Genomic DNA, 24,250 nt, shown 5'->3' with positions numbered 1-24,250 from the left:
GGTGACCGGCGTGCCGCCGTGTCACGCCCCCGTCTCCCGCACCACCCGGTACTCCACCGTCTCACGGGCCGGGTGGGCGGCGTCGGACCGGTCGGGCAGCGGGCGGGCGGCCTCCCTCCTCACCAGCCGCGTCTGTGCGGCGTGAGCGGGCACGCCGTCGTTCGTCTGGGCGGCCACCAGGGCGGCGTAGCGGCCGCCCTGGGCCAGGAGTTCCTCGTGGGTGCCGCGCTCGGCGATGTGGCCGCCGTCGACCACGAGGATGAGGTCGGCGTCGCGGATCGTGCTCAACCGGTGGGCGATGACGATCCTGGTCTGGGTGAGCTGGGCGAGGTGGGCCTCGATGGCCGCCTCGCTCTCGCTGTCGAGGTTGCTGGTCGCCTCGTCGAGCAAAAGGATCTTCGGCCTGGACAGCAGGGCCCGCGCCAGCGCGAGCCGCTGCCGCTGGCCGCCGGAAAGGCCCGCACCCTCGGTGAGCATGGTCTCGTACCCCATCGGCATCTCACGGATCTCGGCGTCCAGGCGCGCGGTCCTCGCCGCCTCGACGATGCGGTCGAAGGACGCGCCGGGGTCGTTGAGCGCGATGTTCTCCCTGATCGTGCCGGTGAACAGGGACGGGTCCTGGGTGACGACGCCGAACTGCCTCCGCAGCGTGCGGAGGTTCAGCTCTCCCATCGGCACCCCGTCGTAGAGGATCTCGCCGGTGGTCGGCGCGTGGAGGGCCAGCAGCAGCCGGGCCAGGGTGCTCTTGCCCGACCCGGACGAGCCCACCAGGGCCACCTTCTGCCCGGGCGCGATCTTCAGTGAGATGTCCTGGAGGGTCCAGGGCGCACGCGGGTCGTACCGGAAGCCGACGCCCCGCAGCTCGACGGCGCCGCGCAGCCGCAGGACCTCGATGCCCTGGGACGGCTCGGGGTCGGAGGCGAGGATGTCGGAGAGCCGGTCGAAGTGCGCGCCGGCCTGCTGGAGGCTCTGCAGGCTCGTCATCAGCGACGACAGCGGGGTGAGCGCGGCGACGGCGACGGCGTTGAGGGCGAGAAGCGTCCCGAGGGTCAGCTCTCCGTCGAGCACCCGCCAGGCCCCCACCCAGAGCAGGCCGAGCGGGGCGAGCACGCGGATCGCGCCGAGGGTCGCCTCCAGCAGTCCCTGGGTGATGCCGCCCCGGACGTCGGCGTTGAGCTGGGTGGTGAAGTTCTTGGACCACTGCTCGACCGCGTGGCCTTCGGCGCCGGAGGCCTTGAGGGTCTCGATCCCGCCGATGGCCTGGATCAGGTGGCTCTGGGTGGCCGAGAACGCGGTCAGCTCCTGCTGGGCGAGGTAGTTGACCCGGCGGGTGGTCGCCAGCAGCAGCACGAGCTGCAGCAGCGCGACACCGGCCAGGCAGGCGCCGAACAACGGGTCCCGCACGAAGACGATGATCAGGTAGCCGACGGCCAGCGGCCCGTCGAGCAGGGCCGAGAGGATCTGCCCGGTGAGCATCTCCCGCAGGACGGCGACACTGCTCGCCCTGGTGACCAGGTCGCCGGTGCCTCTGAGCGCGAAGTACCTGTACGGCAAAGTGATCAGGTGGGACACCACTCCCCTGGTCAGCTCGGCGTCGGCGCCGGCCCTGACGGCGACCAGGAGCATCGATCGCAGCGCCCCGACGACGAACTGCGTCAGCGTGGCGAGCAGGATCCCGCCGCCGAGCACGGCGAGGAGCGTGCCGGCGCCCATGGGCAGCACCTGGTCCACCAGCACCTGCGAGAACAGCGGGAGTGCCAGCCCGAGCACCTGAAGCAGCAGTGACGCCAGCACGACCTGCGCGAGCAGGCCACGCCGGCGCATGAGGAGGGTCTTGAGGAACTGCCGCCGCCACGTGCTCGCCGCGCTGGAGCGTCCGCGCCGGAACGCCGGGCCCGGCTCGAAGGCGAGCACGACGCCGGTGAAGCCCTCGTTGAACTCCTCGGCGGTCAGCCGGCGTCTGCCGAGCCCGGGGTCGACGATGTCGACCCGGTCGGGCGCCCACCGCTCCACCACGACGAAGTGGTTGAACTCCCAGTGCACCACGGCGGGCATGGGGATGCGGGCGAGGTCTTCGGGCTCCAGCGAGAAGGCCTTGGCGTTCAGCCCCGACTCGCGGGCGCCCGCGACGATGGCGAGCGCCGTGAGACCGTCCCTGCCGACCTGCAGCCGGTCGGTGAGCTCCTGCAGCGAGATCCGGTGCCCGTGGTAGGAGAGCACCATGGCGAGGCACGCCGCCCCGCATTCGGACACGCTGTTCTGCAGGAGGACCGGCACGCGCTTCCTCACGAGACCCTCCTGCGAGATCTGGTCCAGGAAAGACCGGCACGGGGACGGTTCACGCGTCACCTCCGAACAGCAGGGACCCGGCGGCCACGGTGCCGGTGCGGACGACGGCCTGCCCGGCCCGGCGGACGAGCGTGGGCCCGTCCTCCCCGGGGGAGATCCGGCAGGCGAGGACGGCGAGGCGCGCGGGCCCCGCCGCGGTGCCGAAACGCTTCCTGAGCTGCTCCGCCTCCACCACGGCGCCGCCCGCGTCGGCGACCTGGCAGTCGAGCGGCCGGCGCCACCCGGTGAGCCGTACGGTGGCGGGGTCACCCGGGTGCGGCACAGGACGGTCCTGCGGCATCTGGGCCGTCACGTCGAGACGAGGCGCGGGCGAGGCCGCGTACCGGGTGACGGTGGCCTGGACGGTGGTCAGGTCCGGCACCTGGACGAGCGCCAGGGCCGCCCCGGCCGCGCCGAGGAGGGCGAGTAGTGCCCACAACAGGACGAACCATCCACCACTGATGAGGAGAGGTTTGCTGTCACGCCTGGAGGGATCGCTGTAGCGGCGCAGCGCCTCCTCACGGAAGATCGGGCGGCTCACGACCAGTGCCATTCGACGGAGGTGTGGCGGCGGCGTTCGGCGAGCCAGTCGGCGAAGGCGGCCCGTCCGGCGGCCTGGAGGGTGGGCTCGTCGTCCTCGGCCGGGCGGCGCTCGACCAGGGCGCCGGTGAAGTGGGCGCCCTCGTACTCGACGGGTCCCACGACCGAGCCGGCCTCGGCGTCCTTCAGCGGCTCGGGAAGGTCCCCGGCCCAGCGGTCGCCGATGGTGACCTGTGCCTCGCCGCTCACGACGGCGAGGCACAGGAGCTCGTCGGGCGTGGCCGCCGTGCGAGGCTCGGAACCGGACACCCACAGTGCCCGTACCCGGTCGAAGCGGGAACGGTGCTCGGCGAGGTACGCCGGGGCCAGCTCCGCCTCCTTGCGACGGCGGAACCGGCAGCGGCGGGCGATGCCGCCGACGTACTCCTCGAACTGCGGCAGCGACATGCCGACCTGCTCCAGCCAGGCGAGGGTCGCCGTACGGTCGTGCAGCCCGCGTCCCCGGCGGAACTCGTCGGCCGCCGCCTGGAGGTCCTCCACGGCGAGCGGTTCGTCGTCGTTCAGCACCTCGTTGAGGATCAGGCATTGCTCGACGATCTCGTCGTGCGGCGAGAGACCCCTGCGGGACAGCGAGCGGAGCATGGTGAGGGCCTGCGCCACCGACAGATGGACGTCGCCGACGCTGACCAGCTGGCCCGCGGCCCAGTGCGTGGAGTGCTCGATCAGCCAGGGGACGCCCTCGTCGGCGGGGGCGGTCAGCGCGACCGTGCCGCCGTCCGGGTGGGCGAGGAGGAGATCGTAGTCGACCACGGGGGTGCCGGGCCGCACGTCGACGACGAGCTGCGCGCCGGTGGCGGGATGCTCGGCCGTCCACTCGGCCGCGGCCCTGCGGGCCTCCTCCACCTGGGCGCGCCTGCGCGGGAGCCTCCGCAGGAGCTCGACGGCGGACTCGAGTTCGGTGCCGAAGTCACTCATCGGGGTTCTCCTGTCGGGCGGTCGGGTTCACGTTCACGCCGGCGACGGTCTCCTGCCTGGCCAGCCAGGCGGCGATGGCGTCGCTGATGGGCAGGCCCGCGCGCGTCTCCAGGAACGCCCAGGCGCCGTTGGGGTTGATCTCCAGGAAGACGTACTCGCCTTCGGGGGTGAGGATCAGGTCGACGGCCCCGTAGGTGAGCCCGAGGGAGGCGGCCAGCTCGACGCAGCGCCTCGCCACGTCGGGCGGAAGCTCGTGCGCGGCGTACCTGACCCGGTCGTCGTCGTAGTGGCGCCAGTCCTCCCGTGCCGTCCGGGACGCCTGCGAGTCGATCTCGGCGGCGAAGACTTCGTCCTCCACGATGATCACGCGTAGCTCGACGGCCTTGGGCACGTACGGCTGGAGGATCACCGGCTCGTGCTGGAGCAGGTGCCGCGAGGTCAGATGCCGGCGAGTGATCACGGTGGTGTACGTGCGGTGGTCCGCGCCGTCGACGGTGAACGAGTCGGAGTTGATCTGCTTGGCGACGAGGCCGCCGCGGGCGCGCTCGTACGCGGGGAGCAGTTCGGCGGGGTCGTTGGTGAACGTCGTCTCGGGCACCACGAAGCCCAGCGCGGCGGCGCGGGCCATGTGGATGATCTTGTTGTGCGCCTGCCGCTCGGGATCCCGCCGGGCGGGCAGCCATCGCGCCGGGACGAGGTCCCAGGCGCCGTCGAGCAGGAACCGCGCCTGCCACTCGACGTGCTGCCGGTGGCTGGGTTCGGTCACGTTCGCCGCGGCCGCCGACGACGTCGGACGCCTGCGCCAGACGGCCGTCACGGTGGACAGGTCGAGCGTCCCGGCCTCGGTGTGGAGCTCGAGGCGGTGCCCGCCTTCGTGGAAGGCCACCGTCATCCGGCTCCTCGCCGGGTAGTCGCCGCTGTCCCACCAGGTCACGGGCACACCGAGGCGCTTGAGCTTGGGCAGCACCATGTCGACGGTGTCGTCGCGCAGGTCGCTGAGGATGAGGATCACGGCAGGCCCGTCCTGGTCGCGGTCGTGGAGCGGAGCCCTTCGGGGCTCCGCCGGGTCGGAAGCCGGTCGGCTCCCTCACATGCCGCAGTGGCGAGGCGGATGGACACCGCCCCGCCACCGGGTCACTCAAAGGTCGGTGGAACCGGCCTCAGGTCAGTTGTTCACCCACTCGGAGGGCTTGCCGCCGGTGGTCCAGCTGACGGACCAGCGGCCGCCGGCGACCTCGCCGAGCTCGGCCTCGGTCAGCTCGGCGCCGTCGAACGCCAGGTCGTCGAGGCTGATCTTCGATATTTTCTTCCCTTCCCCCGCTTTCGCGGCGGTTCTCGGTTCCCCGTTCGTCTCGGAGAACCTGTCGTCGTGCTTGTGATGACGAAGTTAGAGATCAGGACTTGGAGGGAACTTGCCACGCACTTTGCCGCCTACTTGAGACGACTTGCCGAGGCCGCTGATCTGCCGTTATGTCGCGAACGCCTGCTCGGAAACACGGAAAGGGCCCGGAAGGAGGTTCCTTCCGGGCCCTTGGACCGCTGTCTTGAGGTGCTCAGCTCCAGGCGAGCATGCGCAGCGGGTCCTGCAGCATCGCGCCGACGTCCCGCAGGAAGTACGAGCCGAGCTCGCCGTCGACGATTCTGTGGTCGAACGACAGCGCCAGCGTGGTCACCTTGCGCGGCACGATCTGGCCGTCGACCACCCACGGCAGGTCGCGGACCTGCCCGAACGCCAGGATCGCCGCCTCGCCGGGGTTGAGGATCGGCGTTCCCGCGTCGACGCCGAACACGCCGACGTTCGTGATGGTGATCGTGCCGCCGGTGAGGTCGGACGGCTGCGACCGCCCGGACCTCGCCTTCTCGGTCAGCTCGGCCAGCGCCCTGGCCAGCTCGGGCAGCGACAGCGCCTGGGCGTCCTTGATGTTCGGGACGATCAGGCCGCGCTGTGTGGCGGCGGCGATGCCCAGGTTGACGTACCGCTTCACCACGATCTCGTCGCCGGTCCAGCTGGAGTTGATCAGCGGGTACCGCCGGACGGCCGTCAGCAGGGCCCTGGCCACCAGCAGCAACGGCGAGACCTTCACATCGGCGAAGTCGGGCATCTCGCGCAGGCGCCGTACCGCGTCCATCGTCTCGGTCACGTCGACCTGGAGGAACTCGGTCACGTGCGGGGCGGTGAAGGCGGAGGAGACCATGGCGGCCGCCGTCGCCTTCCGCACGCCCTTGACGGGGATGCGCTCCTCACGCTCGCCCTGCGCCGGCAGGGCGTACCCGGGCGCGGCCACGGGCTCGGCGGCGGCAGCGTGGACGTCGTCCCGGGTGATCGAGCCGTTCGGCCCGGTGCCGGTCACGGCGGCGAGGTCGACGCCGAGGTCCTTGGCCAGCTTGCGCACCGGCGGCTTGGCCAGGACGTGCACCGGCGCGGCCCTGCCCGCCCCTGGCGGGGCGGCGGGCGCGACCGGCGCCACCGGGGCGGGAACGGCCTGCGGGGCGGGGGCAGAGGCGCTCTGCGCGGCCTGGGGGGCGGGGGTCTGCCCCTTGCGGGGACGGCGGGTGGTGGCGCCCGTCTTGACGCCGTACCCCACCAGCACCGGCTGGCGTTCGGGCTTGGCCTCGGCAACCGCCTCCGGGGGAGGCGAGGGCACCATGTCGTCGGCGAGCGCCGTCTCCCGCGGCGCCGACGCCCCCTCGCCCGTGTCGACCGCGATGATCGGTTTGCCGACGTCGACCGTGTCGCCCTCGGCCGCCATGAGCGAGGCGACGACCCCCTCGAACGGGCACGGCAGCTCGACGACGGCCTTCGCGGTCTCGATCTCCACGATGGTCTGGTTGATCACCACCGAATCGCCCGGCGAGACGTGCCACTTGACGATCTCGGCCTCGGTCAGGCCTTCACCCACGTCGGGGAGCTTGAACTCTCGAAGCACAGCCCCTCCTAGAAGGCGAACGTGCGGTCGACCGCGTCCAGCACCCGGTCGAGGTCGGGAAGGTAGTGGTCTTCCAGCCGTGACGGCGGGTAGGGCGTGGAGAAGCCGCCCACTCGCAGCACCGGCGCCTCCAGGTTGTAGAAGCACGTTTCGGTGATCCGCGCGGCGATCTCGGCGCCGAGCCCGGACGTCACCGGCGCCTCGTGCGCGATCACGCACCGGCCCGTCTTCCTGACCGACTCGAAGATCAGCTCGGTGTCCAGCGGCGACAGCGTGCGCAGGTCGACGACCTCCAGGGAGCGGCCCTCCTCGGCCACCGCCGCGGCGGCCTCCAGGCACGTCTTCACCATCGGCCCGTACGCCAGCACGGTCACGTCGGTGCCCGGCCGGACCACCTGGCCCCGGTCGAACGGCAGCGGGACGGCCGACTTGTCGACGTCGGCCTTCTCCCAGTAGCGCCGCTTGGGCTCGAAGAAGATCACCGGGTCGTCGCAGCGGATCGCCTGCTGGATCATGTGGTAGCCGTCGACGGGGTTGGAGCAGGCCACCACGCGCAGGCCGCCGGTGTGGACGAAGTGGGCCTCGGGCGACTCGCTGTGGTGCTCGACGGCGCCGATGCCGCCGCCGCAGGGGATGCGGACGACGACGGGCAGCTTCAGCTTGCCGAGCGAGCGCAGCGGCATCTTGGCGAGCTGCGTGATGATCTGGTCGGCGGCGGGGAACACGAACCCGTCGAACTGGATCTCGCACACCGGGCGGTAGCCGCGCAGGGCGAGCCCGATGGCCGTACCGATGATCCCGGACTCGGCGAGCGGGGTGTCGATGACGCGGCTCTCGCCGAAGTCCTTCTGCAGGCCGTCCGTGACGCGGAAGACGCCGCCGAGCTTGCCGACGTCCTCTCCCATGATGAGGACCTTGGGGTCGTCCTCCATGGCGGCCCGGAGGCCCTCGTTGATGGCCTTCGCCAGGGTGAGCGTGGTCATCGCTCGCCTCCCTCGAAGCTCGCGAGGTAGGCGGCGTACTGCTCGCGCTCCTCGGCCAGCAGGGCGTGCGGCTCGGCGTACACGTGCTCGAAGATCGCCATGGGATCGGGGTCGGGCATCTCGAGGCAGCGCTTGCGCACGTCACGGCCGAGGTCGTTGGCCTCGGCGTCGACCGAGTCGAAGAAGTCCTGGTCGGCGAGCTGGTTCTTGAACAGGTAGGCCTTGACGCGCTCGATGGGGTCCTTGAGCTTCCAGGCCTCCAGCTCGGTGGCGACACGGTAGCGGGTGGGGTCGTCGGAGGTGGTGTGCGCGCCCATCCGGTAGGTGAAGGCCTCGATCATCATCGGGCCCTGGCCCTCGCGGGCGTTCTTCAGCGCCTGCCGGGTGACGGCGAGGCAGGCGAAGACGTCGTTGCCGTCGACGCGCACGCCGGGGAAGCCGAAGCCGCTGGCGCGCCGGTAGAGGGGGATGCGCGACTGCTTCTCCAGGGGCTCGGAGATGGCCCACTGGTTGTTCTGGCAGAAGAACACGATGGGGGCGTTGAAGACCGAGGCCCAGATGAAGGACTCGTTGACGTCGCCCTGGGAGGTGGCGCCGTCCCCGAAGTAGACGATGGTCGCGTTGTCGGCGCCGTCACGCTGGACGCCCATCGCGTAGCCCACCGCGTGCAGGGTCTGGCTGCCGATCACGATCGTGTACAGGTGGAAGTTGTGCTCGGCGGGGTCCCAGCCACCGTGGTTGACCCCGCGGAAGAGCCCGAGCAGGTTGACCGGGTCGACGCCGCGGCACCAGGCCACGCCGTGCTCACGGTAGGTGGGGAAGGCCATGTCCGTGTCGGTCAGGGCGCGGCCCGAACCGATCTGCGCGGCCTCCTGTCCGAGGAGGGATGCCCAGATGCCGAGTTCGCCCTGCCGCTGGAGGGCCACGGCCTCCATGTCGACGCGCCGCACCAGGACGAGGTCGCGGTAGAGCCCGCGTACCTCTTCCGGGGTCAGGTCTATGTCGTAGTCGGGATGCTCGACGCGCTCCCCTTCGGGGGTCAGCAGCTGGACGAGCTCTGGGGGTGCCTCGGCACCACGAGAGGCGTCGAATGTCACGTGCCGCTCCTGTGCGTTCGGGGCCGGTTGATGGGATCGCCATCGACAGTCGGCCAGTTAACCCGCTTCTGTACCCGTGGTGGTGGTACGTCGGCATTTGGGGACATCGTGGCAGACGTCTCAGGCCTGTGCGCAAGGCCGACCACCCTCAAGTCCACACATCTCCCGTTCCCGATGCGCCCCGACGCACACCCGCCCGGAACTCCAGGAGCGGAGGCGGGGCGGGGGCGTCCGGCCGGGGCGCCACCGTTAGGCTGGTTGAGCCGGACCAGGCCGGTTCCACACGAATCGTGGCACGAACAAGGAGGAACAGTGGCACGCGTCATCGTCGACGTCATGCTCAAGCCGGAGATCCTCGATCCGCAGGGGCAGGCGATCGCCCGGGCGCTTCCCCGGCTCGGCTTCTCCGGTGTGAGCGAGGTACGGCAGGGCAAGAGGTTCGAGGTGGAGATCGACGGCCCGGCCGATGAGTCCGCGCTCGCCGAAGTCCGCAAGATGGCCGAAACACTCCTGGCCAACACCGTGATCGAGGACTACTCTGTCCGGGTCGAGGGCTAGCAAGCTCTCGAGGCGCGTTCCCAAGCCTTCGCAAACCGCCGCAAACGTAACTTTGGCCGGACCAGAAAGCAAGCGTCTGACCAACAGTAAATAACAACAGCGTGGTTTTGCGGTTAGCCCTGATTCTTCGGGGAACCTCCCCAACGTGACTTTCGGCGCCACGGAGGGGTCCGGTGGATATTGAGTTCTCGTTGGCCTTGCCAAGGGATGCGATCGGCATCCCGATGGTCCGGCGGGTGCTGGGAGACACTCTTCGGTGCATCGGCGTCTCCGAGGAATGCGTGTCCGACATGCTCCTCGCCACCTCCGAGGCCTGCGCCAACGCGGTACGCCACGGCGGGCCGGCCAAGCGCTACGAAGTGATCGCCACCATCGGTCAGGGCCGCTGCGAGCTGCGCATCGTCGACAACGGCCTCGGGCTCGGCGCGATCCCCAAGCAGTACCCCACGGGCGACGCCGAGCACGGCCGCGGCATCCTGATCATGCAGTCCGTCGTCGACGAGATCTCGTTCGACATCACCCCCGGCAGCGGCACCACCGTCCTGCTCCGCAAGGAACTCGACTGGGACGAGGACTTCCTCGCCCACCACGACCGCCAGCTCGCCGCCGTCTGAGCCCTGCTCGAAACCGAGCGGCCCGTTCGGGACGCCCCGGCATACGCCGTCACGGCCGGCGCGGCCGATCAGAGTTCGGCGCCCTGCGACTGAAGCGGCCGACCACGGTTCGGCGCCCTACAGCCGGCTCGACGCCGGATCTTCCTCGCCGCGCTTTCCGCCTCCAGCGCCACACTTGAGGCCTTCAGGCCATCGCCCGCAGGCGACTTTTTCGCCGGCCCCCTCCTCGGTGAGCACTAGCCGAAGGATCAGGCTTCGCCTCGCCGCCTGCGAGGGAACGACACCATCGCCCTGCGCCGAGTCTGCGCGGGACAGCGCATGCCGCCCGGCGCCGTTCCCGCTCATTTCCCCGGTTGACAATCCCGACTCTTTCGTACATCGTAAGAGGCGTCTTACAGTGTAAGAGAAGGAGTTTCCGGTGAAGACCCTTGTCCGTGACTTCATCGCCGCCGTCAACGAGCGCCGCCCGGCCGACCTGCCGCGATACGTGGCCGCCGACGTCGTCGACCACAACAAGATGATCTTCGGCGAGCCCGACGAGCCGGGTGCCGCGTTCGAGGGCATCAAGATGCAGCTGGACGCCTTCGACCCGTTCCACATCTCGATCGAAGAGCTGATCCAGGAGAGCGACCGCGTCGTGGCCCGCCTGCTCATGACCGGCGAGCACACCGGCCATCACCCGCGCATGCCCGAGCCGACCATGAAGCCCTTCACCGTCGAGGCGATCTTCATCCTCACCATCAAGGACGACAAGATCACCGAAATCCGCGCGGTGAGCGACCGGCTGGGCATGTTCTTCCAGCTCGGCTGGACCTGGCCCGACGCCGACTGAGCCTTCCGGGAGCTCGGAGCCCCGATACCGACAACCCGCCCTCGCGTAGGCGAACAGCGTGGCGCTTCGCTCAGGGTGCGCGCGTTTCGTATCCGAGGGATCTCGGCGACCCCTCCGTGCCCTGCCCAGCCCCTGGATCGGTCGCGTATGCCCAGCAGGTAGCCTGAGGGTTACCGCCGCAGACCGCCGTCCAACTGAGTGAGACGCCGGAGCGGCGCTCGCGTGTGGAGGGGTACGAGACCATGAGTGCTGCCCGTGTGGGCGTGGTCACTTTTCCCGGAACTCTTGACGATCAGGACGCCGCCCGTGCCGTCAGGCACGCGGGCGGTGAAGCCGTGCCGCTCTGGCACGCCGACCGCGATCTGAAGGGGGTCGACGCCGTCTTCCTGCCCGGAGGGTTCTCCTACGGCGACTATCTCCGCTGCGGGGCGATCTCGCGCTTCGCGCCGCTGATGGAGGAGCTGATCCCGGCCGCGCGCGCCGGGCTGCCCGTCCTCGGCACCTGCAACGGCTTCCAGATCCTCTGCGAGGCCCACCTGCTGCCGGGCGCGCTCACGCGCAACCAGGGCCTCCACTACGTCTGCCGCGACCAGCGCGTCCGCGTCGAGAACGCCACCACCGCGTGGACGGGCGACTACGCCGAAGGCCAGGAGATCCTGCTGCCCGTCAAGCACGGTGAGGGCCGCTACGTCGCCGACCAGGAGACCATCGCCGCGCTGGAGGCGGGCGGCCAGGTGGTCTTCCGCTACCTCGGCGGCAACCCCAACGGCTCGCTCAACGACATCGCCGGCATCACCAACGAGGCGGGCAACGTCGTGGGGCTCATGCCCCATCCCGAGCACGCCGTCGAAGACCTCACCGGCGCGCCGAGCGTCGACGGCCGGGGTTTCTTCACCTCGATTCTGAAGAGGTTCGTGAACCTGTGACCGAAGCCGTTAGCGGGGCGCGAGGAGAACACATGATCGACTCTGTCAAGCGGGCGGCGGAGACCCCCGAAGAGCCCCAGCCGTACGCCGAGCTCGGCATGAAGCTCGACGAGTACGACCGGGTGCGTTCGATCCTGGGCCGCCGGCCCACGTCGTCCGAGCTCGCGATCTACTCGGTCATGTGGAGCGAGCACTGCTCCTACAAGTCGTCCAAGGTGCACCTGCGCCAGTTCGGCACCAAGGCCCCCAAGTCCGAGGCGCTGCTGGTCGGCATGGGTGAGAACGCCGGCGTGGTCGACGTCGGCGACGGCTGGGCGGCCACCTTCAAGATCGAGTCGCACAACCACCCGTCGTACGTCGAGCCCCACCAGGGCGCGGCCACCGGTGTCGGCGGCATCGTCCGCGACATCATGTCGATGGGCGCCCGTCCCGTCGCGGTGATGGACGCCCTGCGGTTCGGCGGCGTCGACGCCCCGGACACGCGTCGCGTGCTGCCCGGCGTCGTCGAGGGCATCAGCTTCTACGGCAACTGCCTCGGCCTGCCCAACATCGGCGGCGAGCTGGCCTTCGACCCCTGCTACATCGGCAACCCGCTGGTGAACGCGCTGTGCGTCGGCCTGCTGCGCAAGGACCAGATCAAGCTCGCCACGGCGCCCGGCCCGGGCAACAAGGTCGTGCTGTTCGGCGCCCGCACCGGTCCCGACGGCATCGGCGGCGCCTCGGTGCTCGCCTCGGCGACGTTCGAGGACGAGTCGCACGCCAAGCGTCCCGCCGTGCAGGTGGGCGACCCGTTCATGGAGAAGCTCCTCATCGAGTGCTGCCTGGAGCTCTTCGAGGCCGACGTGGTCGTCGGCATCCAGGACCTCGGCGCGGCCGGGGTGTCCTGTGCGACGACCGAGCTCGCCGCCAAGGGCACCGGCGGCATGCGGGTCGACCTGAACCTCGTCCCGCTCCGCGACCCCTCGCTCCTCCCCGAGGAGATCCTGATGAGCGAGTCGCAGGAGCGCATGATGGCCGTCGTCACGCCCGAGGACATCGACGCCTTCATGGCGATCTGCGCCAGGTGGGACGTCCCGGCAACGGTGATCGGTGAGGTGACCGACACCGGGCGGCTCGTCATGACGTGGAACGGCGAGGTGATCGTCGACATCCCGCCGGGTACCGCCGCCGACGAGGGCCCGGTGTACGAGCGTCCGTTCCACGAGCCGGCCGGGCAGGCCGCGCTGAACGCCGACGACCCGCTGCGGCTGCCGCGCCCCGCCGACCTCCGCGCGACGCTGCTGGAGCTGCTCGGCTCGGCCAACCTCGCCTCCAAGGAGTGGGTGACCTCGCAGTACGACCGGTACGTGCGGGGCAACACCGTGCTCGCCATGCCGGCCGACGCGGGCGTGCTCCGCATCGGCGAGGTCATGCCGGGGGCGGAGGAGACCAACCGCGGCCTCGCGCTGGCCACCGACGGCAACGGCCGTTACGCCAAGCTCGACCCTTACGCCGGGGCGCAGCTCGCCCTGGCGGAGGCCTACCGCAACGTCGCCGTCACCGGGGCGCGTCCCCTGGCGGTGACCAACTGCCTCAACTTCGGCTCCCCGGAGGACCCGGAGGTCATGTGGCAGTTCGCCGAGGCCGTACGCGGTCTCGCCGACGCCTGCAAGACCCTCGGCGTCCCGGTGACCGGTGGGAACGTGTCGTTCTACAACCAGACCGGCTCCACCGCGATCCACCCGACCCCGGTGGTCGGCGTCCTCGGCGTCCTCGACGACGTGCGCCGGCGGGTGCGGCACGGCTTCACCGCGCCGGAGCTCAAGGTCGTCCTGCTCGGTGACACCGCCGAGGAGTTCGGCGGCTCGGAGTGGGCGCACGTCGCCCACGGCCACCTGGGCGGCCTGCCCCCGGCGGTCGACCTCGAAGCCGAGCGTTCGCTGGCCGCGGTGCTGGTGGAGGCGGCCGAGCAGGGGCTGATCGAGGGCTCCCACGACGTGTCCGACGGCGGGCTCGCCGTCGCGCTGGCCGAGGCGTGCCTCGCCCAGGGGGTGGGCGCCACGGTGCAGCTGCCCGGCGACGACGCGTTCACCGGCCTGTTCAGTGAGTCGGCGGCCCGGGCGCTGGTGACCGTGCGGCCTGAGTCGTTCGAGGCGTTCGCCGAGCTCTGCGCGCGGCACGAGGTGCCGTGCTACGGGCTGGGGACGACCGGCGGCGCGGCGCTGCGGGTCGAGGGGACCTTCGAGATCCCGGTGGACGAGCTCCGCGCCACCCACGAGGCGACGCTTCCCGCCGTCTTCGGCGCCTGACGGACGCGGGCCGGCTTCGCGGAAGCGGGGCCGGCCTTCCGCGTTCCGGGGAGCTGGATCTTCGGCCTTCTGGCCGGCGGGTGGGACAGGGCAAGGCGGTGGATCCCCCCACACGAGATCCACCGCTCGCTTCCCCCAGCGATCCGGCTATCCCGTAAGGCGGTTATCGGATCGACGGCGCCTAAAGTATCGGAAGTTTCGGTCTTGCCGTTAATAAGAGCCCGGTTCGGTTCCGTCTCGATATCGAACCGGTCTGGCCGACCGGCCTCTCCGCCGCCGGTACCGGCGTGATAATCAGCTGTTCGGTACATCCGCCCAGCTGTCGCGGAGGATGCAGGTGGCCCCGGACGACCACTCGCGCGAGCCGTACCTCCCTCCGGCGACGCACCCGATCAGGGGCGTCGTCTGGGCCGTCCACCTGGCGCTGCCGCCGGCCGGCCTGTGGCTGCTGCTCGCCTACCCCGAGCGGCTGAACGTCCAGTGGCACCACTCGCCGAGCCACTTCGCGCTGGTCGTCGGCGTCGCCGCGGTGAACGTCGCGCTGGGCGCCATGATCGGGCGGGCCGCCGCGCGGCGGAAGGACGCCCGGCTGCTGCTGGTGTCGCTGGTCTTCCTGACCAACGCCGGGTTCTTCCTGCTGCACGGCCTGGCGACACCGGGTGTGATCCTCGGCCAGGGGAGTTACGGCTTCGACGTCGGCCAGCCGGTCGGGCTGGCGGTCGCCGCGGTACCGGCGTTCGCGTCCTCGCTGCCGCTCGGCGAGCGGGCGGCCGCGGCGGTGCTGGCCCGGGGCGACCTGCTGCGCGCGGCCCTGGTGCTCCTGCTCGTGGCGTGGGGGGCGGCCTCGCTGGCCGAGGGCCTGACACCGCTGAGCGCGCCGCCTCCGCCGGGCGGGGCGACGATCGGCGCGGCGACGTGGGTGGGCGCCGCCCTGTACGCCCTGTCGGCGGCGCTGATGTTCCGCGTCCACCGGCGGCGGCCCGCGGCGATGCTGGTGAGCCTGGTGACGGCGTACGCCCTGCTGGGCGAGGCGGTGATCGCCGCGTACTTCCGGCCGAACTGGGCGCTGACGTGGTGGGAGTGGCACGTCCTGCTGACGCTGGCGTTCGGTTTCGTGGCCTACAGCGCCTACATCCAGTTCCGCCGGGAGGGCTCCGCTCAGGGTCTGTTCGACTCGGTGGCACTGGCCGCCACGATCCGCCGGCTGCAGGCGCAGTACGACGAGGCCCTAGAGGAGCTGGTCGGCCATCTGCGGCGCATGCGGGAGAGCGGCAGCGCGTCCGGGCCGCCGGTCGCCGTGCGCCTGGCGGGCAAGTTCCGCCTGAACGAGGGCCAGGCCGCCGTCCTCGAACAGGCCGGGCACGCCCTGGCCGCCGAGCGCGAGCTGTCGGAGCGGCTGGCCGCGCTGGTCGACGTCGGACGGCAGGGCCGGATCGGCCTTCCGGAGGAGGCCCTGCTCGCCGGGGCGCTGGAGCGGGTCCGGCAGGCGTACGGGGACGTACGGCTGGGGCTGGTGTCGCACGGACGCGCGACCCTCGGCGACCGCGAGTACACCGCCGGGGACTTCCCCACCGCTGATCCGGTCAGGCGCGCGGAGACGGTCGTCCATCCGCTGACCGTCAAAGGCGTGCTGGCCGGGGTGCTTTCGGTGCCGGTCGGCACGACCGGGCAGGACGAGGCGCTCGCCGCCACCCTGGCCGGTCAGCTGTCGATCTCGCTGGAGAACGCCCGGCTGTACCGCGAGCTGGAGACGCTGTTCCGGCAGTACATGTCCCCCGACGTGGCGGCGTCGCTGCTGGCCGACCCCGGCCAGGCCGCGCTGGGCGGCTCGCTGGTGGAGCTGACGGCGCTGTTCGCCGACCTGAAGGGGTTCACGACCTTTTCCGAGCGGGTCGCGCCGGGCGAGATCGTGGAGATGCTGAACCGCTACCACTCGGCGGCGGTGCCCCGCATCCTGGAGCACGGCGGCACGATAGTGCAGTTCGTCGGTGACGCCCTGCTCGCGCTGTTCAACGCCCCCGCCGAGCAGGAGATGCACGCCAAGCAGGCGGCGCGGGCGGCCCTGGCGATGCAGGCGGCGGCCGAGGAGATCGCCGCCGGGAACCCCGGCTATCCGAGGTTCCGGGTCGGGATCAACACCGGGCCCGCACTGGTGGGGAACATCGGGAGCCCGGAGCTGCGCGGGTTCAACGCGATGGGCGACGCCGTCAACGTCGCCGCGCGGCTGCAGGCGCTGGCCGAGCCCGGCACGGTCGTGATCGGCGCGACGACCCTGGAGCGGATCGGATCCGGCGCGAGGGTGACGCCGCTGGGCGACCTCAGCCTTAAGGGCAAGGAGCGGACCGTCGAGGCGTACGTGCTCGACGCTCTGCCGTGAGATCACGCCGGTGATCCGCCTTCAGCAAGGGGGAACGGCCCCATGGCCTGCCACGACACGGGCGTTCATAATCGGGGAACGGCCCCCGGGAGGTTGCGATGAGGTCCTCGTCAGAGCCCGGAGAGTTCCTCTCCCTGCTCACCGAAGAGGAGACCGCCGATCTGTTCGGCTGTGGCCGCAGGAGGCGGTGGGAGCGCGGCGCGACGGTGATGACCGAGGGCGACGCCTCCGACTGGGTGCTCGTGCTCACCTCCGGGCGGGTGAAGGTCTCCTCCCACACCGCGAGCGGCACTGAGGTCGTCCTGGCCGTCCGCGGCCCCGGCGCCCTGCTCGGCGAGATGTCGTTCATCAGCGGTGAGCCCCGCTCCGGCACGGTCACCGCCCTGGAGGCCGTCGAGGCCCTGGTCGTGCGCGACTTCCCCGGCTTCCTCAACACCCACGGCCGGGTCGCCGTCCTGCTGCTGCGGCTCGTGGTCGACCGGCTGCGCGACTCCGACCGCAAGCGCGTGGAGTACGGCGCCTTCGACACCGCGGGGCGGGTGGCCACCCGGCTGGTCGAGCTGGCGGAGCGCTTCGGCGAGACGAACGGCGGCACGGTGCGGGTCGTGCTTCCCCTTTCGCAGGACGAGCTGGCCGGTTGGACGGGCGCCTCCCGCGAGGCGGTCAGCAAGGCCCTGCGCTCGCTGCGCGACCGGGGGTTGATCGAGACCGGCCGCCGGCGGGTGACCATCTACGACCTCGACGGACTGCGCAGGCGGGCCCGCTGACCCCCTATTTGGGGACATATTCGATAAAGCGGACGTACGGCGTACGTCACACTAGAGGTCATGGTCACCCTGCGGCCCGAGGCCACAGCCCTTCAGCCCGGCACCCCTGAGTACGCCAAGCAGTTGCGCCACGCCTGGCGGGTCTGCTCGGTGACCAGCCTCGGGCTGGTCCTCATCGGCGTCAACGCCAGCACGCTGAACGTGGCCCTGCCCGCCGTCGTACGCCACTTCGGCGCCGACGCGTTCGCCTCGTCCTGGATCCTGCTGTCGTACCTGCTGGTCAACACCGCGACACTGGTGTTCTTCGGGCGCGTGGCCGACCTGTTCGGGCGGCGTGAGATCTACCTGGCCGGGTTCGCCCTGTTCACGATCACCTCGCTGCTGGCGGGGCTCTCCCCTGATGTCGGCTTCCTGATCGCCATGCGGGCGCTCCAGGCGCTCGGCGCCGCGATGATCCTCGCCAACGGGACCGTCATCATCACGGCCGCGTTCCCGCCCGACCGGCTCAGCCAGGGCATGGGCGTGTACATCGGCACCCTGTCGATGGCCCAGCTCGCCGGGCCGACCATCGGCGGCCTCATCGCCGAGACCGCCGGCTGGCAGTGGGTCTTCTGGCTCAACGTTCCCTTCGCGGTGATCGGGCTGGTGTGGGGCTGGGTGACGCTGCGCCGGGTGCCGCCGGGCCCCCGGACGCCGGTCGACGTCACCGGCAACCTCCTGGTGTTCGCCGCGCTGTCCGCCCTGCTCATCGCCCTGTCGCAGGCCGGCTCGGAAGGCCTTGCCGGCCCCGTCGTGGTGACCGGCCTTGTGATCTTCCTGGTCCTGGTGCCGGTGCTGCTGGTCGTCGAGCGCCGGGTCTCCCACCCGGTGCTGGACCTTCGCCTGTTCGGCGAGCGCATGCTGGCGTTCGCCAACCTCGCGTCGTTCTGCGCCGCCCTGTCGCGGTCGGCGCTCGTGCTGCTGGTCGCGCTGTACTTCCAGGCGGCGCGGGGCATGGACGCGTTCACGGCGGGGCTCGGCGTGCTTCCCGTGCCCGTGGGCATGGCGCTCGCCTCGCCCGTCACCGGCGCGCTCGGCCGGCGGATCTCGCCGTACGCCCTGTCGGTCGGGGGGTGCGTGCTCAACTTCGCCGGCCTGCTGAGCCTGATGCTGTCGTCCGGCGCCACGACGCCGTACTGGATCATCGGGACGGGGCTGTTCCTCGCGGGATGCGGCAACGGGACGTTCCTCACGGGGAACACGACCCAGGTCATGAGCGCGCTGCCGCCGGGCAGCCTCGGCGTGGTCAACGGCTTCCGCCTGATGATCATGAACGCGGGCATCGTGCTCAGCGTCGCGACCACCCTCAGCGTGCTGACCAGCGCCCTGTCACCACAGCTGCGGGACCTGGTCTACGCCGGGACGCTGTCACGTCTGTCCCCGGTTGCGGTCGAGGAGCTCATGTCGGGGTTCCACCGGACCTACCTCGTGCTCGCGGCCGTCGCGCTCGCGGGCCTGGTCGCCGCGGCCCTCGCCCGGCCCCGGGCGTGACGGTCACCGCCCGTCGCCACGGCCCCGCCTCATGCCCTGGACGCCGCTGATGAGCAGGTCGACACCGAAGGTGTAGTACTGCTCGATGTCCGGCGGCTCGGCGAGGGTCGAGCCGTAGGCGACCATGTTCGGGTACCGGTCGACCGGCATCGACTCCAGCTTGAGCCTGCGCTGCCGGCGTGCCTCCGCCCGCTCCTCCTCGCTCGGGCCGGAGTGGCGTCCCGGTTCCGACTGCACCAGGCCGATGGCGCCGTTGAGCAGGTAGGTCGAGACGTAGTACCCCTCGCGGAGGGTGAACCCGGCCGCGCCCAGCGCGGCGAGCGCCGCCTCCGTCGCCCGGTTGAAGCTCGTCAGATGGTGCTTCTCCAGCGAGGCGAGCAGGTCGGGCAGGCAGTCGTGCTCGCGCATGGCGTTGACGAGCGCCTCCACCATCACCCGCAGCCGCTTCTCCCACGGGTCGCCCGGGGAGACGTCGGCGGTGACGCCGTTCATGACGTACTCGGCGAGCACCCACATCAGCTCGTCTTTGTTCTTGAAGTGCCAGTAGAGCGCCATGGGCGTGACGCCGAGGCGGGTGGCGAGACGCCGGATGGTGACCGCGCCGATGCCCTCCTCGTCGGCCAGCGCCAGCGCCTGCTCGACCACCGTCTCCCGGGTCAGTTTGTCTTGGGCCACTTGACAACTATACGCCGTACAAGCTTTCCTCTACATCGTACATGTACGCCGTACAAGTACACCGTAGAGGAGATGACTGTGGATCGCCGATGGTGGGCACTGGTGGCGGTGTCCCTCGCCACCTTCATGACGTATCTGGACAACAACGTGGTCAACGTGGCCCTGCCGACGATCCAGCGCGATCTCGGCCTGACGATCTCCGGACTGGAGTGGATCGTCAGCGCCTACATGCTGGTGTTCGCCGGGCTGCTCCTGGCCGGCGGCCGGCTCGCCGACGTGTTCGGGCAGCGGCGGATGTTCCTGGTGGGCCTCGGCGTCTTCACGCTGGCCTCGACGGCGGCGGGCCTGTCCGGCGACGGGACGACGCTCGTGCTCAGCCGGGGCGTACAGGGTGTCGGGGCCGCCCTGCTGGCGCCCACCACGCTGTCACTGATCCCCGTGACCTTCCCCGACCCCCGGGAGCGTGGCCGCGCCGTCGGCCTGTGGACCGCGATCGGCGCCCTGGCCCTCGCCCTCGGCCCGCTGACCGGCGGGTTCATCAGCCAGCACTGGCACTGGGGCTGGATCTACCTGATCAACCTCCCGATCGGCGTGGTCACCTTCGCGCTGGGCGCCTGGGCCGTCCGCGTCCCCGGAGGGCGAGGCCACCGGGCCACCGGTCTCGACCTGCCCGGCCTGCTGACCTCCTCCGCGGCCCTGCTGGGCCTGACCTACGCGCTTATCGAGGGGCAGAGCCAGGGCTGGACCTCCTGGCCGATCCTCGGCTCCTTCGCCGCGGCGGCGGTCGCGGGGGCGGCGTTCCTGCTGTTCGAAAGGCGCTCCAGCGAGCCGATGATCGACCTGTCGCTGTTCCGCGAGCGGGTGTTCAGCGGCGGGATGCTGTCCACGGGCCTGTGGTCGTTCGGGGTGTTCGGCATCTACTTCTTCACCGCCATGTGGCTGCAGAACGTGCTCGCCCTGACCCCGACCGAGGCCGGAGCCGGATTCGTCCCGATGGCCCTGCTGATGTCGGCGATCTCGACCGTCTCTCCGAGGATCGCCGCCCGCTTCGGCACCGGCGCGACCGTCGCCGTGGGGCTCGGCGTGATGGCGGTGTCGGTGTTCGGCATCTCCCTGATCGGCGAACACGGCACCTATCCGCGACTGCTTCCCTGGCTGCTGGTGTACGGCGCCGGCGCGGGCCTGCTCGTACCGCTCACCAACGCCGTCCTCGGGGCGCTCCCGACCGGCCGCGCGGGCGTCGCCTCGGGCGTGCTGAACGTCTCGCGTCAGGTGTTCGGCCTGCTCGGCGTGACCATCCTCGGCGCGATCCTGAGCGCCCGCCAGAGCACGGCGGCGGCGGCCGACGCGGCGCCGCTGACGGCGTTCCTGGACGGCTACCGCCTGGCCCTGGTCGTCGCCGCCGCCATCATCGTCCTCGGCGTCCCCGTCGCCCTCTACTCCCTGCGCGCCAAGCCCGCCGAGACCACCGCCCCGGCGACCCAGAAGGTCCGGGAACCGGTCGCCTAGCCGGAGCGGTCAGGCTTCGGCGCGGCGGCGCCGGCGGTGGGCACGGACGCGGTTGCGGACGCCGCAGACCTCCGCCACGCACCACCTGCGCCGCCCGCCCGGGTCGAGGAACAGCATCGCGCACTCTGGTTCGTCACAGGTGCGAAGGTTGTCCGCGCACGGACCGGTCAGCTGTTCGACGGCCTGGCGGGCGATGCGGGCGAGCGCCTCCTGGAAGGTGGCGGGGCGCCGGGCGGCGAGCCGGGCCGGGCCGTCGGTCTCCAGGCCGAGGGGCCGGTCAGCGGCGAGGACCTCGTTGACCAGCTCGGCCGCGCCGTCCGGCCGGGCCCGCGCGTTTACGACGGCGAGCGCGAGACCGCGCAGGGCCTCCCGGAGATCTCGGGTCCGGAGCAGGTCGTCCTCCGTGAGGGCGGCCTCCGGCAGCAGCTTCACCGCCGCCAGCCATTCGCCGAGCGCCTCGACGCCGTCCAGGCGCTCCACCGGCGAAGGGCCGTAGGCCGCACTCACCGTCGCCACGAGGTCCAGCCATGTCGCTCCGGTGCGGAGCCGCCGTATCCGCGCCTCGAATCCCCCTGGCTGAGCGCCGTTCAGCTCCATACCGCAACGATACGGCTCCAGGCGTTACACCGAGACGGCACGAAACGACCGGCTTGTCGTGTAACGAGTCATGGGGTTACAGTCGCACGTAACGCGTCGACCTGTTACACCAGAGAGGAGAAGCGGTGAGAACGCGCATCGACGACTCCGCCCACCTTCTCAACAGCGGCACCACGTCCTCCCATCCCCCGCGCCGGCCCTGGACGAGGGGACGGCTCGTCGCCGCCGGCCTCCCGGTCGTGTTCGTCCTGATCTGGAGCAGCGGCTATCTCGCCGGGACCATCGGCGCCCGCAGCGGAGCCTCGATGGCCCTGCTGGCGTGGCGGTTCGTCATCGCGACCGCCGTCGTGGGGATCGTCGCCCTCCTCACCCGGGCCCCCTGGCCCAGGGAGCCGCGCGTCTACCTCCACCTCCTGGTCACCGGTGTGCTGCTCCAGACGGTCCAGCTCGGCGCGGTCTACTTCGGACTCGGGCAGGGAGTGCCGGCCGGGCTGTCCTCGCTGATCCTCAGCGCGTGCCCGTTGATCGTCGCGGCCGTGGCCGTCCCCCTCTTCTCCGAACGCCTGCAGCCGCGCCAGTGGGCGGGGCTCGCTCTCGGCCTCGCCGGCGTCGCCGTCTCTCTCGGCGAGAAGCTGTCCGGCGGCGGGCGGCTCACCGGGTACGCCTTCACCGGCCTCGCCCTGGCGGGACTCGCCGCCGGGACGCTGTACCAGAAGAAGTTCGGCCAGTCCGTCGACCTGCGCACGGGGACCACGATCCAGCTCCTCGGCGCCACGGCCACCACTCTTCCGCTGGCGATCGCGCACGGCGGACTCGGGATGCCGCTGACCGTGCCGGCCCTCGGCTCCCTCGCGTGGCTGGCGATCGTGAACTCGATCGGCGCCTTCACCCTGCTGTTCGTCCTGCTGCGCCGCCGCCCGGCCGGCGCGGCGACCAGCCTGCTCTACCTCGTGCCGCCGGTCACGGCCCTGCTCGCGGTCCCGATCCTCGGGCAGAAGCCGTCTGCGAGCATCTTCCTCGGCATGGTGATCTCCGGGATCGGGGTCACCCTCGTCCTCACCGCCCGCCGCTCCACGACGCCCTAGCCGAGACGCCTCAGCCGCGTTCGGCGAGGAGCTTCTCGAGCCCGTCCAGCAGGCAGCGCAGCCCGAACTCCAAGGGCTCGTCCGACGCCTTGGCGTACCCACCGCCCTGGATCGCCGCGACCACCGCTGGAAACCGATCGGCGTCCCGCATCAGCCGTTCTCCCATGGCGGCCGACCAGTCGGCGACCCGCAGCCTGTCGGCGCCCACGGTGAAATGGGCGACGCTGCGGACGTGCCCCACGACGAGCAGGAACGCGTCGTGCTGCTCCACAGGCGTGAACCCGGCCGCCGCCAGGACCGCGAGCGCCGCGTCCATCCATCCAAGCTCGTTCGGCCCCATCACGCGGTGCACGTTCGTGACCTCCAGCAGCCAGGGCCGCCGCGTGAAGGTCCGCAGGCACCGCCGAGCCCACTCGGCCAGGCGGTCACGCCATCCGCCCGGCACCCCATCGAGGTCGGGCCGTTCGCCGATGGCCATGTCGATCATGAGGGCGATCAGTTCGGCCTTGCCCGGCACGTACCGGTACAGCGACATGGTGGTGAAGCCGAACGCCGCGGCGATCCGCTGCATGGAGACGGCCGGCAGGCCTTCGGCGTCGGCGATCTCGACGGCCGTGCGGGTGATCTGGTCGACCGACAGGCTCGGTTTCGGGCCGCGACTGGGCCTGTCCGCCGTACCCCAGAGGAGATCCATGCCTCGGGCGAGGTCGCCGCTCCCGTTCCCCTTCGCCGCCATCAGCACTCCCGGCTCGTCTTGACGCTTCCTCAGGAACTGTCTATAACATACACAAAACTGTATGCGGCATATACAGTTATGTCGCACGAGCTGAGGAGATGGACGAAATGAGCAAGCTTTCCGGCAAGACGGCGCTGGTCACGGGTGCTTCGCGGGGCATCGGCCGGGCGATCGCCCAGCGCCTGGCCGCCGACGGCGCGTACGTGGCGGTGCACTACGGCCACAACGAGGCCGCGGCCAAGGAGACGGTCGCGACGATCGAGGAGGCGGGCGGGCGCGCCTTCACCATCCGAGCCGAGCTCGGCGCACCCGGCGACGTCGACACACTGTTCGCCGGGCTGGAGGACGGCCTGGACGGGCGCCGGCTGGACATCCTGGTCAACAACGCGGGCGGCGCGATGGGAACCGGCTCGATCGAGCGCACGACCCCCGAGGAGTTCGACCGGCTGGTCGCCCTCAACATGCGCGCACCGTTCTTCATCATCCAGCGGGCCCTGCCCCTGCTCTCCGACGGCGGCCGCATCGTCAACATCTCCTCCGCCGACACGCGCATCGCCATCACCCAGGAACTCGCCTACTCGATGGCCAAGGGCGCCATCAACGTCCTGAGCAGGACCCTGGCCCAGGCCGTGGGCGAGCGAGGCATCACCGTCAACACCGTGGCCCCCGGCATCACCGACACCGAGCCGAACGCCTGGATCCACTCCAGTCCCGAGGTGGAAGCCCTCACGGCGACCGCGTCCGCCCTGAACCGCATCGGCCGGCCGTCCGACATCGCCGACATCGTGGCGTTCCTCGCCTCCGACGACGCCCGCTGGATCACCGGCGACCTCATCGACGCCACCGGCGGCACCTTCCTCGGCCCCCGCATCTGACCGGCCGAGGCAAGGCCGCCTTCGTGGTGCG

Annotated in this window: 22 protein-coding genes; 11 read left to right on the top strand and 11 right to left on the bottom strand. The window is 71.0% G+C overall.

From position 1 onward, the window contains the following. Positions 1–21 precede the first annotated feature (21 nt). The 8 genes from KIK05_RS25485 to pdhA all read right to left on the bottom strand — a co-directional run bounded on the left by KIK05_RS25485 (position 22) and on the right by pdhA (position 8,850). Positions 22–2,289 carry a peptidase domain-containing ABC transporter gene (locus KIK05_RS25485; RefSeq protein WP_214413343.1) on the bottom strand — a complete coding sequence of 756 codons (2,268 nt, stop codon included), beginning with the start codon at positions 2,287–2,289 and terminating at the stop codon, positions 22–24. A gap of 49 nt (positions 2,290–2,338) precedes the next feature. Further along, positions 2,339–2,881: a hypothetical protein gene (locus KIK05_RS25480; protein WP_214413342.1), complete on the bottom strand. Its 543-nt coding sequence runs from the start codon at positions 2,879–2,881 to the stop codon at positions 2,339–2,341. Beyond that, entirely contained in the window at positions 2,866–3,843 is a 978-nt protein-coding gene (locus KIK05_RS25475; RefSeq protein ID WP_214413341.1) for a TIGR04500 family putative peptide maturation system protein, read from the bottom strand. Before KIK05_RS25475 ends, KIK05_RS25480 begins: the two co-directional genes overlap by 16 nt. After that, on the bottom strand, positions 3,836–4,855 hold the full coding sequence (locus tag KIK05_RS25470; protein WP_214413340.1) for an MvdC/MvdD family ATP grasp protein: 1,020 nt from the start codon (positions 4,853–4,855) through the stop codon (positions 3,836–3,838). The genes KIK05_RS25475 and KIK05_RS25470 overlap by 8 nt, the downstream gene beginning before the upstream one ends. 153 nt (positions 4,856–5,008) lie before the next feature. Next, a complete protein-coding gene (locus KIK05_RS49445) occupies positions 5,009–5,137 on the bottom strand; it encodes a putative ATP-grasp target RiPP (RefSeq protein ID WP_372455608.1) in 129 nt (42 codons plus the stop codon). Between the two features lie 259 nt (positions 5,138–5,396). Continuing rightward, positions 5,397–6,770: a dihydrolipoamide acetyltransferase family protein gene (locus KIK05_RS25460; protein WP_214413339.1), complete on the bottom strand. Its 1,374-nt coding sequence runs from the start codon at positions 6,768–6,770 to the stop codon at positions 5,397–5,399. A gap of 8 nt (positions 6,771–6,778) precedes the next feature. Next, complete coding sequence (locus KIK05_RS25455; protein ID WP_214413338.1) at positions 6,779–7,753, bottom strand: alpha-ketoacid dehydrogenase subunit beta; 975 nt, start codon at positions 7,751–7,753, stop codon at positions 6,779–6,781. After that, a complete protein-coding gene (pdhA, locus tag KIK05_RS25450; protein ID WP_214413337.1) occupies positions 7,750–8,850 on the bottom strand; it encodes a pyruvate dehydrogenase (acetyl-transferring) E1 component subunit alpha in 1,101 nt (366 codons plus the stop codon). The genes KIK05_RS25455 and pdhA overlap by 4 nt, the downstream gene beginning before the upstream one ends. A gap of 312 nt (positions 8,851–9,162) precedes the next feature. On the opposite strand from pdhA, the gene purS reads away from it, so the two are divergent. The 8 genes from purS to KIK05_RS25410 all read left to right on the top strand — a co-directional run bounded on the left by purS (position 9,163) and on the right by KIK05_RS25410 (position 18,742). Then, positions 9,163–9,408, top strand: coding sequence for a phosphoribosylformylglycinamidine synthase subunit PurS (purS, locus tag KIK05_RS25445; protein ID WP_214413336.1), 246 nt, complete (start codon positions 9,163–9,165; stop codon positions 9,406–9,408). A gap of 224 nt (positions 9,409–9,632) precedes the next feature. After that, positions 9,633–10,022, top strand: coding sequence for an ATP-binding protein (locus KIK05_RS25440; protein ID WP_250563433.1), 390 nt, complete (start codon positions 9,633–9,635; stop codon positions 10,020–10,022). A 418-nt stretch (positions 10,023–10,440) separates the two neighbouring features. Continuing rightward, on the top strand, positions 10,441–10,854 hold the full coding sequence (locus KIK05_RS25435; RefSeq protein ID WP_214413334.1) for an ester cyclase: 414 nt from the start codon (positions 10,441–10,443) through the stop codon (positions 10,852–10,854). Between the two features lie 242 nt (positions 10,855–11,096). After that, a complete protein-coding gene (purQ, locus tag KIK05_RS25430) occupies positions 11,097–11,780 on the top strand; it encodes a phosphoribosylformylglycinamidine synthase subunit PurQ (protein WP_214413333.1) in 684 nt (227 codons plus the stop codon). 32 nt (positions 11,781–11,812) lie between these two features. Then, the gene (gene purL, locus KIK05_RS25425) at positions 11,813–14,068 is read left to right on the top strand and encodes a phosphoribosylformylglycinamidine synthase subunit PurL (protein ID WP_214413332.1); all 2,256 of its coding nucleotides are present in this window, start codon (positions 11,813–11,815) and stop codon (positions 14,066–14,068) included. A gap of 337 nt (positions 14,069–14,405) precedes the next feature. Next, positions 14,406–16,445, top strand: coding sequence for an adenylate/guanylate cyclase domain-containing protein (locus KIK05_RS49010; protein WP_308250107.1), 2,040 nt, complete (start codon positions 14,406–14,408; stop codon positions 16,443–16,445). Between the two features lie 98 nt (positions 16,446–16,543). Then, complete coding sequence (locus KIK05_RS25415; protein WP_214413330.1) at positions 16,544–17,212, top strand: Crp/Fnr family transcriptional regulator; 669 nt, start codon at positions 16,544–16,546, stop codon at positions 17,210–17,212. A gap of 60 nt (positions 17,213–17,272) precedes the next feature. Then, a complete protein-coding gene (locus KIK05_RS25410) occupies positions 17,273–18,742 on the top strand; it encodes an MFS transporter (RefSeq protein ID WP_214413329.1) in 1,470 nt (489 codons plus the stop codon). Positions 18,743–18,745: 3 nt separating this feature from the next. On the opposite strand, the gene KIK05_RS25405 is transcribed toward KIK05_RS25410, so the two are convergent. Continuing rightward, a complete protein-coding gene (locus KIK05_RS25405; RefSeq protein ID WP_214413328.1) occupies positions 18,746–19,417 on the bottom strand; it encodes a TetR/AcrR family transcriptional regulator in 672 nt (223 codons plus the stop codon). Positions 19,418–19,489: 72 nt separating this feature from the next. Between KIK05_RS25405 and KIK05_RS25400 the strand changes: the two genes are divergently transcribed. Continuing rightward, positions 19,490–20,926 carry an MFS transporter gene (locus KIK05_RS25400; RefSeq protein WP_214413327.1) on the top strand — a complete coding sequence of 479 codons (1,437 nt, stop codon included), beginning with the start codon at positions 19,490–19,492 and terminating at the stop codon, positions 20,924–20,926. A gap of 9 nt (positions 20,927–20,935) precedes the next feature. Here the strand turns inward: KIK05_RS25400 and KIK05_RS25395 are convergent, their stop codons facing one another. Then, positions 20,936–21,523, bottom strand: a complete 588-nt coding sequence (locus KIK05_RS25395; RefSeq protein WP_214413326.1) for a CGNR zinc finger domain-containing protein — start codon at positions 21,521–21,523, stop codon at positions 20,936–20,938. Between the two features lie 125 nt (positions 21,524–21,648). Between KIK05_RS25395 and KIK05_RS25390 the strand changes: the two genes are divergently transcribed. Next, complete coding sequence (locus KIK05_RS25390; protein ID WP_214413325.1) at positions 21,649–22,608, top strand: DMT family transporter; 960 nt, start codon at positions 21,649–21,651, stop codon at positions 22,606–22,608. 10 nt (positions 22,609–22,618) lie between these two features. Here KIK05_RS25390 and KIK05_RS25385 read toward each other — a convergent pair whose 3' ends face one another. Beyond that, positions 22,619–23,344: a TetR/AcrR family transcriptional regulator gene (locus KIK05_RS25385; protein WP_214413324.1), complete on the bottom strand. Its 726-nt coding sequence runs from the start codon at positions 23,342–23,344 to the stop codon at positions 22,619–22,621. Positions 23,345–23,451: 107 nt separating this feature from the next. Here KIK05_RS25385 and KIK05_RS25380 point away from each other — a divergent pair, with 107 nt between their 5' ends. Further along, on the top strand, positions 23,452–24,219 hold the full coding sequence (locus KIK05_RS25380) for an SDR family NAD(P)-dependent oxidoreductase (protein WP_214413323.1): 768 nt from the start codon (positions 23,452–23,454) through the stop codon (positions 24,217–24,219). Positions 24,220–24,250 lie beyond the last annotated feature (31 nt).

The sequence above is a fragment of the Sphaerisporangium fuscum genome (assembly GCF_018531465.1).
Lineage (GTDB): Bacteria > Actinomycetota > Actinomycetes > Streptosporangiales > Streptosporangiaceae > Sphaerisporangium > Sphaerisporangium fuscum.
The sequence above is the reverse complement of the archived record's forward strand: the minus strand, read 5'-3'. Positions and strand labels throughout refer to the sequence as shown.

Coding starts and splice junctions, on each gene's coding strand:
- KIK05_RS25480 (WP_214413342.1), bottom strand. CDS start 2,881: ATGGCACTGGTCGTGAGCCGCCCGATCTTCCGTGAGGAGGCGCTGCGC.
- KIK05_RS25475 (WP_214413341.1), bottom strand. CDS start 3,843: ATGAGTGACTTCGGCACCGAACTCGAGTCCGCCGTCGAGCTCCTGCGG.
- KIK05_RS25455 (WP_214413338.1), bottom strand. CDS start 7,753: ATGACCACGCTCACCCTGGCGAAGGCCATCAACGAGGGCCTCCGGGCC.
- KIK05_RS25440 (WP_250563433.1), top strand. CDS start 9,633: ATGGTCCGGCGGGTGCTGGGAGACACTCTTCGGTGCATCGGCGTCTCC.
- purQ (WP_214413333.1), top strand. CDS start 11,097: ATGAGTGCTGCCCGTGTGGGCGTGGTCACTTTTCCCGGAACTCTTGAC.
- purL (WP_214413332.1), top strand. CDS start 11,813: ATGATCGACTCTGTCAAGCGGGCGGCGGAGACCCCCGAAGAGCCCCAG.
- KIK05_RS25415 (WP_214413330.1), top strand. CDS start 16,544: ATGAGGTCCTCGTCAGAGCCCGGAGAGTTCCTCTCCCTGCTCACCGAA.
- KIK05_RS25410 (WP_214413329.1), top strand. CDS start 17,273: ATGGTCACCCTGCGGCCCGAGGCCACAGCCCTTCAGCCCGGCACCCCT.
- KIK05_RS25400 (WP_214413327.1), top strand. CDS start 19,490: ATGACTGTGGATCGCCGATGGTGGGCACTGGTGGCGGTGTCCCTCGCC.
- KIK05_RS25395 (WP_214413326.1), bottom strand. CDS start 21,523: ATGGAGCTGAACGGCGCTCAGCCAGGGGGATTCGAGGCGCGGATACGG.
- KIK05_RS25385 (WP_214413324.1), bottom strand. CDS start 23,344: ATGGCGGCGAAGGGGAACGGGAGCGGCGACCTCGCCCGAGGCATGGAT.
- KIK05_RS25380 (WP_214413323.1), top strand. CDS start 23,452: ATGAGCAAGCTTTCCGGCAAGACGGCGCTGGTCACGGGTGCTTCGCGG.